Below are 12,987 nucleotides of genomic sequence, written 5' to 3'. Positions count from 1 at the left end.
AATTGTAAAACGGAAAACCAATGGATCAGATTTTTTAGCTGTCTAATTGGTAATGATTGTAGCAGTAACCGCAACTTTTATCCTACCAGCCCTTCACAAAAAAAGTCCGGAAACTTTCCGGACTTTGTCTATTTGAGAACTAGCTGACTGTTACTAATCCTTTATCAGTTTATAGGCATTGATCTGTGTTCCCGTTTTCACGCCAACAATATAGATTCCAGATGGCATTGCAGAAAGATCAAGTGTAACCTCGTGTTCACCTTCTGACATTCTTCCGAGATTAAGTTCCATAACATGCTCACCTAAAATATTTGAGACGGTAACCAAAACGTCAGCGTCACTCAGCAGGGAAAGCTCCAACACAGTGTTTCCCGTAGTAGGATTTGGATAAATATGATCCGTGGTAACGCGATCCTGAATAACCTGTGCGGTAGTTGATTTCTCTTCTCCGCACTTAAATATTTTAATCAGGTTACCTCCCGTCGATAGCTGTCCGATTTTTACTTTCTTGAAAGTAATCAGACCGTTTCCATTGCTGCTCGGATGATAAGTAAATGACTTAGATTGAATCAGGGTACCGGCTTGCCAATTCTCCATGCAGATTATTGATCCATCAGAAATATTTACAAATTGCTGAAGCCGTCTTGGGGTGATGTCAGTTTTAACATATTTAGGTAATCCGCTAAATGGAAACCATGTACTATCGTTGAGCATAAACTGACTTGAATAAATCACCGTCTCCCAGCTATTGGCAGTTTCAGCAATTGTGTTATCTACCCAATTCAGCACTCCATTTACGGAACCCACTGTATCAGCATCATAATAAGGAGGCAGTGGATTCACCTCATCTCCCGGATCATCATTTAGACTGCAATTGGAAAATGCAGGGAAAGAAAGTTTGGTACTGAACCTTAAGAGTTCATCGAGCGGCACATCCCTGATCGCATGATTGCCGCCTTTGTGCGCCCGCAGATCCCAATAGTACCAACCGCCAGCCTTATATTGATTTACTGATTTGTAGAACGGAATCTTCTCTTCCCAACAGGTAACATTGTCTTCTTTTCCGGAAGTAAGAAACATAACAGGCAAAGCATTGTATTTGTTATCCTTCATCAGCGTATTATAATTTGCAAAATCCCATATCTTATAATTTCCGGTACCATTAATCTTAGGAAAATCAGTTTGGAGATTAGTTGCCAACTGACCCAGGAAAATTTCTGCACGGTGACGTGTTGATCCGGTAATATTCCATTTGCAAGTTGGATTATCATCATTCAGGTATTCGGCATTTAATTTTGCATTCACCACATCACAGGCAGCAACACGATCAGGATACAGGTAAGCCATTTCCAATGCACCGGTGCAACCACTGGAAGATCCATGAACTGAAATCCGGGCCGGATCGATTACATCTTTATATTCCTCTAAAAACCAATCAAGTGTCCACACAACGCGTGCTATGGTATAAGTCTTATCGATGCCTGTAGTAGGCGGCGGAGTATCTTCATTCGCATTGTACACATCAAAATTCTCATTGTATCCAATCCATTTTGTATTCTCTCCGGAAACGGCATCCCAGCTAAAATTTGGAATTACATCTTCCAGGGACACCTTGTACATTCCATCAATGTTCTTATCGTTGCTGTTCTCGTATGCATTTCCTCCTCCTCCGAAAAAGAAGAACGTAGCCGCCTTTTTCTCAGTGGTTACGTACGTATCAGGTATAACCCCAAAATTATACACAAGACAGCCTTCATTTCCTGTTGCCGGCGTATATTGAGTTTTCACATTCCCTCCAAAAAAAGCAAAAGCATCGTATAACATATCCGGTTTATCCGGTAATGGAATATCATTTATCTGAAGAATGGGCTTCACCCGTTCCACTTTTTCAGCCACTCCTGAGATCATCGCATTTGCGCCGGGCACCACCTTCATATTTTCAACCTTTACGCCTAGCGGAGTGATAGAATCTGAGGTAACCACGTAGTAAGCAGTTTTTTGTTTGTTGCAGGTAGCTACAAAAAGCCCCTTAGTTGCATCCAGAGAATCCAATGGATTTCGATTAATAACCAGGTAGCGGTTGGGATGAGCCGCGTCAGAACCGCCTTTGGTTCCGAGATCAAGAAAATAATTCAATGAGAAATTATAAGGTACTTTGCCGGCATAAAAAGCACTATCGATATTGTTGTTCGTGATAGGATGATCAAAACGATAGATATAGTAAAAACCGGTGTAAGCAGGTATTACATTCCAGACCACAAATGTTTGTCCGTCCCGATAGCTCGCTGAAATATTGGTGATAGTAGCCGCATCAACAAATTTTGACACGAATACCATGGTTAAAATGATAAGTAATGTCCTTCTCATAATTGTTTGAATTTTTTGCTAAAGTAAAAAATAAGCATCAAATAAAAAGCTACAGGTTATTATCCTTTTTAACTGATATAAACATTTGATTTCAAGAGCGGGAAACGGGACTCGAACCCGCGACCTTTAGCTTGGGAAGCTAAAGCTCTGCCAACTGAGCTACTCCCGCCTGATCCATGTCGTTTGTCAAGAGTTATTTACCTGGAATAACGAATATCGATCAACGATTTTTTGATTGAAGAATTAAAAAGTTCTCTAATCGCAATTGATTGCTGTGCCTTTCATTTTTGATTTTGAATTTCCGAAATCTAAATCAAGATGCATTAAACCCGGTTTTTATTTAAAATCCCTCTTCGCTACCACTAACAACTGCATATGGTATGTTCATACTCACTAAAATTAATTGCTTCGCTCCGCTGAACCAATCTGTACGCTGATCCTATTTTCTGAAATTTTCAGACACTTCGAGGTCTTTACTTCCTTTCGAATAACTATAAAAGCCTTTACCACTCTTGATTCCCAGGTTGCCGGCAGCTACCATATTACACAGTAGCGGACAAGGAGCATATTTTGGGTTTCCAAAACCGGAAAAAAGCACCTGCAGAATAGAAAGACAGATATCAAGTCCAATGAAATCAGCCAGTTGCAAAGGGCCCATCGGATGCGCCATTCCTAACTTCATAACCGTATCAATTTCTGTAACGCCTGCAACGCCTTCATGCAAAGTATAAATAGCCTCGTTGATCATTGGCATCAGGATTCTATTGGCAACAAATCCGGGATAATCATTTACTTCTACAGGTACTTTTATCAGTTTCTCTGAGAGCAACATGATTACATTGGTCGTTTCATCAGAAGTAGCATAGCCCCTTATCACTTCTACAAGTTTCATCACCGGTACCGGATTCATAAAGTGCATTCCTATTACCTTATCTGGCCGGCCGGTAACCGCGGCAATTTTAGTGATGGAAATAGATGATGTGTTAGAAGCCAGAATAGCATCAGGCTTTGCATATTGATCCAATTCCCGGAATATCTTAAGCTTGAGCTCAGCATTTTCAGTTGCAGCTTCCACAATCAGGTCGGCATCTTCAATACCATTTGCAATTGATGTGAAAGTAACTATTCGCGAGAGCGTTTCGTTTTTTTCCTGTTCTGTAATCGCGCTTTTTGAAATCATCCGATCCAGGTTTTTAGCTATGGTAAGCACTGCCTTATCGAGCGCCGGTTGTGAAACATCAACAAGACTGACATTAAATCCCTTTAAAGCAAACACATGGCAAATGCCATTGCCCATAGTGCCTGCTCCAATCACAGCAATTTTATTCATCGGCTATTTAATTTAATTGATAATAATTATGCTCGTTGTCAACTTATGATTTTTTGTATCCGTTTCGCAAACCATGTAAGGTCCTGCAGGCCAGTCATGCACATCAATAATTAATTCAGCCCTGCCCTTAACAGGATTTTCATGAAAAACCAACCGTCCGTAAAGATTATAAATTTCAATAAAAGCGTTTGAATCAGGAGATTTAATCGAGATGCTAATGGTTTCTTTTGCCGGATTTGGAAAAACCAGCAGTCGATCTGCGTTTGAAAATGCTGCAATTACCGGTTCAGATAATAATTGACAGGGATCATTGGGAGAATTTATTGTTGAATCCACTTTATCATAGTCAAAAATTCCAAAAGCATATTCCCCTTTTGCAGCATGATTTACTGTAAAATAACCACGCTTGTCGGTGTGACTTCCGGTAAAATTCTGAATTACATCGCTCAGGATTTCCCAGTCATTTTTACAGGAAGTGCGATACAACACTTTAATACTGTCTTCCACATTCGTAATAAGGTTGTTGTCAAGATAACCTCCTGACGTAAAGTTGCTGCCATCATAGTGAATAATTGCCGATGCATCAAATCCCGCAGGAAACAATCCGTCCATTTTCCAGTAATGATAATCTGAAATATGAAGCCCCGAAACCGGGAATTTAAAAGGATCAGGTGGAGCGTAATTGTGTTCAATCCGGATGAAAGCAGAATCGGGTAATGTTGAAACATTGAGTGTAATTCCACCATTCGCAAATGTTTGCAAACCGGTGGTCTTCACGGTATTGGTTCCGGTAGTAATTGCATCTGAAATTTTCTCCGACAGATCAAGCCCTGCGTAAATTGGATTGAATGGAAGAATACCTGAATAGATACTGCATGGGCCATTTATAACAGTGCTTTCCGTTAAGGTATTCCAGAATTGATCTTTAAAAGTTATTTCAAGCGGAACCTGCTGATAAAAATGCGGTGCATGATCAAGCTTCTGCCTTATAAAAACATTCACAGCGTAAGCACTTCCATCCGGAAAAACCTCCATTGAATCAATTGAAAACTGCGGAAATCCGGGACTAAATATCCAGTCGTTAAAAAAATGATAAAGATCGATACCTGAACAAGCTGTCAGATAGTCGCGCAGGTCTTCACTGGCCGCATCACGGAATGCAAATTCAGAAAGATAGTTGGTGACACAGTGAAAGAACAATGAATCTCCCATATAGCCACGCAACGTATGCACCACGTCAGCGCCTTTATCATAAACGGTTGTTCCATAAGTATAATCGTGTGAAATACCGGATACAGGCAGATACGAACCATCACCGGCGGGAGTATGAGCGTAGTGCACCACCTGCGCATGGTTGTTTGCAATGGCGATATCGTAGTCGGTTTTGCCATACACCGATTCATGAAATAGCCGCTCGCAATAAGCCGCCCAACCTTCATTAAGCCACATATCTTCCTGCGTTCTGCACGTTACAAGGTCACCAAACCAATGGTGAGAAAGCTCATGAACATAAAAATCTTCCCAGTCAAGAGTACCATTGGCCATGAATACAGGATAAGCGATATTGGTTGCGTGTTCCATAGCGCCGCTTGAGAAAGGCACAAGTGAATAGCCCACTTTATTCCAATGGTAAGCGCCAAAAGAGGTTTCAAAAACAGACAATGCATCGATTAAGTGTGCAAATGAGTTTTTCATTTTGGTGGTATCGGCGGCCATTGCTCCCAGTTGAACAGGAATGGTTCCGTTAATGCCAGCATATGAAAGATAGGCAGGGGAATAAGTTCCTACTGCAACACAGGCAAGATAACTAGGAATAGTTTGTATCATCTGCCAGTTCCAGGTTTTAGTGCCGTCGCCATTTTCTATCGCAGATGTAAGCTCACCATTACACAAAGCCATTTTTGTATTCGCGGTAGTAATAGAAAAATGAAAGGTGCTTCTCTCAATAAAATTATCAAAACATGGAAACCAGGCACGCCCGAAAGGATGCGGATCAGCTCCAAATCCAACTCCGAGGTTATATGCATAATCACCTGAAAAATAAAAACCGCCCCAACCCGTCACATCTACTTGTGGAATACCGCGATAATAAACGGTGATTGCCGTTGAATCACCGGTGTTAAGAGGCTGCACAAAATATACTCTTAACAACACATCATTTGAATAAGTAAAAGTGAGCGCCTCGTTGTTTTGTTTCGCCGAATCAATGGTGAGACCCAGCAGGTCCAAATCTATAAATGAACAGTCTTCGATCTTAGAGCGAAGCGAGATCGTACAATTTCCTCCAATCATCTTGCTTGTAAAATCAGTGATCGAAAGACTGATGTGATAGTCCAGGATATCTATCGAATCACTCCTGGAATTTTCCGCCCGTATTCCACCGTCATCAAGCAATGATTTTTTTTCCAGGTATGAAAACAAAGACCGTTTTTGGGGCAACCATGACGAATCCTGTGCAGTTGATTTCATTGTTAAACAGCATACAGAAATGATGATGAATAAAGAGAAATACTGCGATAGCTTCATCAGGACAAACAGTTTACGGTCGTCGGCTTTAATTAATTCAATGGTATTCAATACTGTTCATTTTCATTGGGAAAATCTTCGGTCTTAACATCATCAATATATTTGGATACAGCGATTTTTATTTCATCATATAAATTAGAATACCTGCGCAAAAACCGCGGTTTAAATTCTTTATTTATTCCCAGCATGTCATGAATGACCAATACCTGACCATCTACCTGATTTCCTGCACCGATACCAATGACCGGAATTTTTACTGAAGCCGCAACTTCTGCAGCTAACATTGCCGGGATCTTTTCCAAAACCACAGAGAAGCAACCTGCCTGCTGTAGAAACAGGGCATCTTCCCGAAGTCGTTGTGCCTCTTCTTCTTCCTGTGCACGCACTACATATGTTCCGAATTTGTAGATCGACTGCGGTGTCAATCCGAGGTGACCCATTACAGGAACACCTGCAGAGACAATGCGTTCTATGGAGTCTTTCACTTCTCTTCCTCCTTCCAGTTTTACTGCATGTGCACCCGATTCCTTCATAATACGAATAGCAGAATTAAGCGCTTCTTTTGAATTTCCCTGGTAAGAACCAAAAGGCAGATCAACAACTACCAGGGCGCGGCTGATACCACGTACAACAGATGAAGCATGATAGATCATCTGATCAAGCGTGATGGGGAGTGTGGTTTCATGTCCGGCCATTACGTTGGAGGCTGAATCGCCTACCAGAATGACATCAATGCCGGCAGCATCCACAATTTTTGCGAAGGAATAATCGTAGGAAGTGAGCATTGAGATTTTCACACCTTCTTCCTTCATTTCACGCAAGGTATGCGTGGTGATTTTCTTGGCACTGCTGAAGTCAGTCATTTTTTTCGGGCTGAAGTATATTGAAATAATGGCTGCAAGGTATGAATTGCACTTGTTAATTGGATGTCAGGTTCTGGTAAGTAATCTTTCAAATGGAAGCATATTAATTGTTTTTAGAACGGTCATGCAAAAGCAATTTTTCAAAACCTACTGCATTTGAAGCGCATGCAACGATCCTGGCAACAAACAACAATCAGAAGTTATTTATATTTTTGCCGCCATGAAGCGTTTCCTTTTAGCAGCCACCATTTTATCCACACTTATTTATTCCTGTAAAACTGATTTCAATGTTACTTCCGATTGGGAAGACATTGCAATTGTATATGGCTTACTTGATCCTACAGATAGTGCACAATATATCAAGGTGAATAAAGCTTACCTTGATAAAACAACAAGCGCTCTTGAAATTGCTCAGATTCCTGATTCACTCTATTATCAGCATATTACGGTTCAGTTGCAACAATACCAAAACGGTGTGCTAAAAAAAACCATCGATATGGAAAAGGTAGATGGGAACCTGGAAGGATACGTGAAAGACACTGGCATTTTCGCAGCTTCTCCGAATTATCTGTATAAAACCAAAGAAGTAATTGATCAAAACAGCAGTTATCATTTGATCATCACTGAATCTGACAATGGAAAAGTAATCAGTTCTGAGACGGAGATCATTAACGATTTCACCGTGTTGAGACCCACCCCCAGTCAGAAGGTGAATTTCTTTCCCGGTGATGAATACAATGGGCAATTTATTTCAGCAAAAGATGCAAAAATATACGGGCTTATCATCCGGTTCAATTACAGGGAAGTTAATGTTGCTGATCCTTCCGTCTTTACGGATAAATACATTGACTGGGAAATTTTTACGACCAAACGTTCCAATAGTACGGGAGGTGGCCAAACTATTGATTACGATATTCCCGGTGATGGTTTTTATTCCTTTGTGAATTCGCAATTGACAGACGATGTGACTATTTACCGCCAGGCTCTCAATTTTGATTTTATGTTTTCAGCAGGCGGAGAAACGCTTGACACTTACAACCAGGTTGCTATTGCACAGCAAGGACTTACATCCGGAAATATTCAGCCAGAGTACACCAATATTGAAAATGGCCTTGGACTGTTCTCTTGCCGTTTTTATAAAACAATTTATAAAGTGCAAATTGATGATCATACCATCGATACGCTGGCCTGCAGTCCCATTACGAAACACCTCCGGTTTGAGAATACCGAAGGCGACTTTTGCTTTTGAATTACTGTCTTTTTGTCACCATAGCAACAGGATAATCCCTCCTCTTATGGCATAGTGCCAATATTTCTTGCTATATACCCGGTGGCATAACTATTGACAAGCGGGGTTGTTCAAAATTCTAAAAAACAAATAACATGGGAAAAATAATAGGCATTGATCTCGGCACCACCAACTCCTGCGTAGCAGTGATGGAAGGTGCAGATCCAGTTGTAATTGCAAATGATGAAGGAGCAAGGACAACGCCTTCGGTAGTGGCATTCTTACAAAATGGTGAAAGGAAAGTGGGAGCGCCTGCAAAACGCCAGGCAATCACCAACCCTAAAAACACGATTGCATCTATCAAGCGTTTTATGGGTCGCAGACATGAAGAAGTTGCCTCTGAATTAAAATATGTTGCTTACGACGTACAGAAAGGAGAAAATGATACGGTGCGTGTAAAGATCAACGATCGCAATTACACACCACAGGAAATTTCTGCAATGATTTTGCAGAAGATGAAAAAAACTGCGGAAGATTATCTGGGTCAACCGGTTACTGAAGCGGTGATTACTGTTCCTGCTTATTTTAACGATTCGCAGCGCCATGCTACAAAAGAGGCAGGTGAAATTGCAGGATTAAAAGTCCTTCGTATCATCAACGAACCAACTGCTGCTGCACTTGCCTATGGCTTAGACAAGAAGCACAAAGACATGAAGATTGCTGTATATGATCTTGGAGGTGGTACGTTTGATATTTCCATTCTTGATTTGGGTGAAGGTGTTTTTGAAGTAAAATCTACCAATGGTGATACACATCTGGGCGGTGATGACTTCGACCAGGTAGTGATTGAATGGCTGGCTGATGAGTTTAAAAAAGATGAACCGAACATTGATCTGAAAAAGGATCCGATGGCTTTACAGCGCCTGAAAGAAGCTGCTGAAAAAGCGAAGATTGAACTGTCGTCTTCTGTTGAAAGTGAAATTAATTTACCCTATATCACTGCCGTGGATGGTGTTCCAAAACACTTAGTGAAAAAACTTTCACGCGCTAAGTTTGAATCATTGGTTGATCATTTAGTAGAGCGTTCGCTGGAGCCCTGCCGCAAAGCTGTTGCAGATGCAGGTGTGAATGTTTCACAAATTGATGAAGTGATATTGGTTGGCGGATCAACACGCATCCCAAAGATTCAGGAAGTGGTTGAAAAGTTCTTTGGCAAAAAACCTTCTAAAGGAGTTAATCCGGATGAGGTGGTTGCTATTGGTGCTTCGATACAAGGTGGTGTACTTGCAGGTGATGTAAAGGATGTGTTGCTGCTTGATGTAACTCCTCTTTCACTTGGTATTGAAACGCTCGGTGGCGTAATGACCAAACTGATTGAATCCAACACTACCATTCCTACCCGTAAATCAGAAACATTTACAACTGCTGCTGACAGTCAGCCTTCAGTTGAAATTCATGTAATGCAGGGCGAACGTTCAATGGCACGCGATAATCGTACAATTGGGAGGTTTATGCTTGATGGAATTCCACCGGCACCGCGTGGTGTACCGCAGGTTGAAGTTACTTTTGACATTGATGCGAATGGCATTTTGAATGTAAGTGCTAAAGATAAAGGCACTGGCAAAGAACAAACCATTAAGATTCAGGCATCAACAGGCCTGAGCAAAGAAGAAGTGGAAAAGATGCGGAATGACGCCCGTGCGAATGAAGCTGCAGATAAAGAGGCACGTGAAAAAGTGGACAAGCTGAACACCGCTGATTCACTTGTATTCCAGACAGAAAAACAACTGAAAGAATTCGGAGAAAAAATTCCCGGTGATAAAAAAGCCACTATTGAATCTGCACTTGGCCGGTTGAAAGATGCACACAAAAATCAGGATATTGCGGGGATTGATTCTTCCATGAATGACCTGAATGTTGCATGGCAGGCCGCTTCTGAAGATCTTTATAAAGCACAGCAACCACAACCCGGCGCACCAACTGATGGTGCTTCGAATGAAAGTGGAAATGAATCTACACCTAAAGAAGAAACTGTGCAGGATGTACCCTATGAAGAGGTGAAGGATGAGAAGAAGTAATTAAATAATGAAAGTCAAAAAATGAAGCCCCGACTCAGCAATGATTCGGGGCTTTTCTTTTAAAGCCTTGTCGTAAAATCAAATTCTTATTGGGATGATTATTCAGTGGGGATGATTTCCCTAAAAAATAAAGCCCTTCCGAAAAACATACTTTCTGATCATTATGCTTAAGTTTGAGAACACTAATTCAGAAATGATGAAAAAGCTCATTTCAATATTGTTAATTCTGTTCTCTTTTTTGAGAGTTCAGGCCAGTCCCTGTGAAGCATATTTTACGTTTGATGTAAACGACTATACGATTTCACTCAATGGTTCAGGTACTGCAGGTGATGTTGTTTCCTGGCATTGGTTTGCAAACAATGATCTCTTTAGTGATGCCGGACCGGAAACCAATATAACAGTTAATGAACCAGGCGAATATCAAATCTGTCTCGTGATTGAAACTTCTTCAGGTTGTGTGGATACTTTCTGTCATGGTGTTGTAGTGCCGGAACCTCAGGGAGATTGCGAAGCGCATTTTACCTGGAGCGTTGATGGATTTACTATTTTCTTAAATGGAAATTCTTCAACCGGTGATGTAGTCTCCTGGCATTGGTACATCAACAATGATTTGTTTAGCGACGGCTCTGAACCACATATTACCGTTAATGAATCCGGCGAATATCAAATCTGTCTTGTGATTGAAACTGCTGCAGGTTGTGTGGATACTTTCTGTCATGGTGTTGTTGTGCCGGAACCTCAGGGAGATTGCGAAGCGCATTTTACCTGGAGCGTAGATGGATTTACTATTTTCTTAAATGGAAACTCTTCTACAGGCGATGTAGTCTCCTGGCATTGGTATATCAACAATGATTTGTTCAGCGACGACTCCGAACCACATATTACCGTTAATGAATCCGGGGAGTATCAAATCTGTCTCGTGATTGAAACTGCTTCAGGTTGTGTAGATACTTTTTGTCACGGCGTAGTAGTAGAAGAACCTCAGGGAGATTGCGAAGCGCATTTTACCTGGAGCGTAGATGGATTTACTATTTTCTTAAATGGAAACTCTTCAACCGGTGGTGATGTGGTTTCCTGGCATTGGTACATCAACAACGACCTTTTCAGTGATGATGGCCCGGAAGCGCATATCACGGTTAATGAATCCGGCGAATATCAAATCTGTCTCGTGATTGAAACTGCTGCAGGTTGTGTGGATACTTTCTGTCATGGTGTGGTGGTTGAAGAGCCTCAGGGAGATTGCGAAGCGCATTTTACCTGGAGCGTTGATGGATTTACTATTTTCTTAAATGGAAACTCTTCAACAGGTGGCGATGTGGTTTCCTGGCATTGGTACATCAACAATGATTTGTTTAGCGACGGCTCTGAACCACATATTACCGTTAATGAATCCGGCGAGTATCAAATCTGTCTCGTGATTGAAACTGCTGCAGGTTGTGTGGATACTTTTTGTCACGGCGTAGTAGTAGAAGAACCTCAGGGAGATTGCGAAGCGCATTTTACCTGGAGCGTTGATGGATTTACTATTTTCTTAAATGGAAACTCTTCAACAGGTGGCGATGTGGTTTCCTGGCATTGGTACATCAACAATGATTTGTTTAGCGACGGCTCTGAACCACATATTACCGTTAATGAATCCGGCGAGTATCAAATCTGTCTCGTGATTGAAACTGCTTCAGGTTGTGTAGATACTTTCTGTCATGGTGTGGTGGTTGAAGAGCCTCAGGAAGATTGCGAAGCGCATTTTACCTGGAGTGTGGATGGTTTTACTATTTTCTTAAATGGAAATACTTCAACTGGTGATGTAGTTTCCTGGCATTGGTATATCAACAATGATTTGTTCAGCGACGGCTCCGAACCACATATTACCGTTAATGAATACGGCGAGTATCAAATCTGTCTCGTGATTGAAACTGCTGCAGGTTGTGTAGATACTTTTTGTCACGGCGTAGTAGTAGAAGAACCTCAGGGAGATTGCGAAGCGCATTTTACCTGGAGCGTAGATGGATTTACTATTTTCTTAAATGGAAACTCTTCAACAGGCGATGTAGTTTCCTGGCATTGGTATATCAACAACGACTTGTTTAGTGATGAGGCCCGAACCACATATTACCGTTAATGAATCCGGCGAGTATCAAATCTGTCTCGTGATTGAAACAGCAACCGGTTGTGTAGATACCTTCTGCAATCAGATTACGATTGAAGGATTTAATGATGATGAATACAATTTTAAAATATTACCTCCCAATGCTGACGGATCTATAAATCTCCTGTTAACATCGCCAACAGATGGTACTTTCGATTTATTCCTTACAGACGTAGCCGGAAAAAAGGTGATCGTTCAAAGTTCAAACCTGAGCGTTGGTACACATCAATATGTAATACCCGTTGGTGAAAACCTTTCGATAGGGATTTACTTAATCAGCATCCATTTCAATAATGAAACAATTATAAGCGAAAAAATTGCGGTGCTGAAATAATCCAGTCTTGTCAATACAAAAAATCAACAGTGTTTTGTTTTCAGTCCGGAAACCCTCGCCAGTTCTATCCCGATTTTGCCGGAAAAGTTGAACCCATTTCTGTTTGAACTGAAAA

General features: G+C 41.2%; 8 protein-coding genes and 1 tRNA gene. 4 read left to right on the top strand and 5 right to left on the bottom strand.

What is annotated here, in order from left to right; genetic code table 11:
• Window positions 1-153 precede the first annotated feature (153 nt).
• The 5 genes from IPO83_11900 to panB form a co-directional block, all read right to left on the bottom strand.
• A complete protein-coding gene (locus IPO83_11900; GenBank protein MBK9731968.1) occupies window positions 154-2,367 on the bottom strand; it encodes a T9SS type A sorting domain-containing protein in 2,214 nt (737 codons plus the stop codon).
• Between the two features lie 96 nt (window positions 2,368-2,463).
• Window positions 2,464-2,536: transfer RNA gene (locus IPO83_11895), tRNA-Gly, on the bottom strand.
• A 270-nt stretch (window positions 2,537-2,806) separates the two neighbouring features.
• On the bottom strand, window positions 2,807-3,697 hold the full coding sequence (locus IPO83_11890) for a 3-hydroxybutyryl-CoA dehydrogenase (GenBank protein MBK9731967.1): 891 nt from the start codon (window positions 3,695-3,697) through the stop codon (window positions 2,807-2,809).
• Between the two features lie 12 nt (window positions 3,698-3,709).
• Window positions 3,710-6,274, bottom strand: a complete 2,565-nt coding sequence (locus IPO83_11885; protein ID MBK9731966.1) for a T9SS type A sorting domain-containing protein — start codon at window positions 6,272-6,274, stop codon at window positions 3,710-3,712.
• Entirely contained in the window at window positions 6,271-7,086 is an 816-nt protein-coding gene (gene panB / locus IPO83_11880; protein MBK9731965.1) for a 3-methyl-2-oxobutanoate hydroxymethyltransferase, read from the bottom strand. The genes IPO83_11885 and panB overlap by 4 nt, the downstream gene beginning before the upstream one ends.
• A 220-nt stretch (window positions 7,087-7,306) precedes the next feature.
• Here panB and IPO83_11875 point away from each other — a divergent pair, with 220 nt between their 5' ends.
• The 4 genes from IPO83_11875 (at window position 7,307) to IPO83_11860 (ending at window position 12,872) form a co-directional block, all read left to right on the top strand.
• Window positions 7,307-8,335, top strand: coding sequence for a DUF4249 family protein (locus IPO83_11875; GenBank protein ID MBK9731964.1), 1,029 nt, complete (start codon window positions 7,307-7,309; stop codon window positions 8,333-8,335).
• Window positions 8,336-8,469: 134 nt separating this feature from the next.
• Window positions 8,470-10,392, top strand: a complete 1,923-nt coding sequence (dnaK, locus tag IPO83_11870; protein MBK9731963.1) for a molecular chaperone DnaK — start codon at window positions 8,470-8,472, stop codon at window positions 10,390-10,392.
• Between the two features lie 193 nt (window positions 10,393-10,585).
• Window positions 10,586-12,511: a hypothetical protein gene (locus IPO83_11865; protein MBK9731962.1), complete on the top strand. Its 1,926-nt coding sequence runs from the start codon at window positions 10,586-10,588 to the stop codon at window positions 12,509-12,511.
• A 28-nt stretch (window positions 12,512-12,539) separates the two neighbouring features.
• On the top strand, window positions 12,540-12,872 hold the full coding sequence (locus IPO83_11860) for a T9SS type A sorting domain-containing protein (GenBank protein MBK9731961.1): 333 nt from the start codon (window positions 12,540-12,542) through the stop codon (window positions 12,870-12,872).
• Window positions 12,873-12,987: the final 115 nt, after the last annotated feature.

The sequence above is a fragment of the Chitinophagaceae bacterium genome, from assembly GCA_016717285.1.
In the GTDB taxonomy this organism is placed as follows: Bacteria; Bacteroidota; Bacteroidia; order Chitinophagales; family UBA10324; genus JACCZZ01.
Note: the sequence above shows the minus strand (reverse complement) of the source record. Positions and strands in the feature narration are given on the sequence as shown.

Coding starts and splice junctions, on each gene's coding strand:
- IPO83_11900 (MBK9731968.1), bottom strand. CDS start 2,367: ATGAGAAGGACATTACTTATCATTTTAACCATGGTATTCGTGTCAAAA.
- IPO83_11890 (MBK9731967.1), bottom strand. CDS start 3,697: ATGAATAAAATTGCTGTGATTGGAGCAGGCACTATGGGCAATGGCATT.
- panB (MBK9731965.1), bottom strand. CDS start 7,086: ATGACTGACTTCAGCAGTGCCAAGAAAATCACCACGCATACCTTGCGT.
- IPO83_11875 (MBK9731964.1), top strand. CDS start 7,307: ATGAAGCGTTTCCTTTTAGCAGCCACCATTTTATCCACACTTATTTAT.
- dnaK (MBK9731963.1), top strand. CDS start 8,470: ATGGGAAAAATAATAGGCATTGATCTCGGCACCACCAACTCCTGCGTA.
- IPO83_11865 (MBK9731962.1), top strand. CDS start 10,586: ATGATGAAAAAGCTCATTTCAATATTGTTAATTCTGTTCTCTTTTTTG.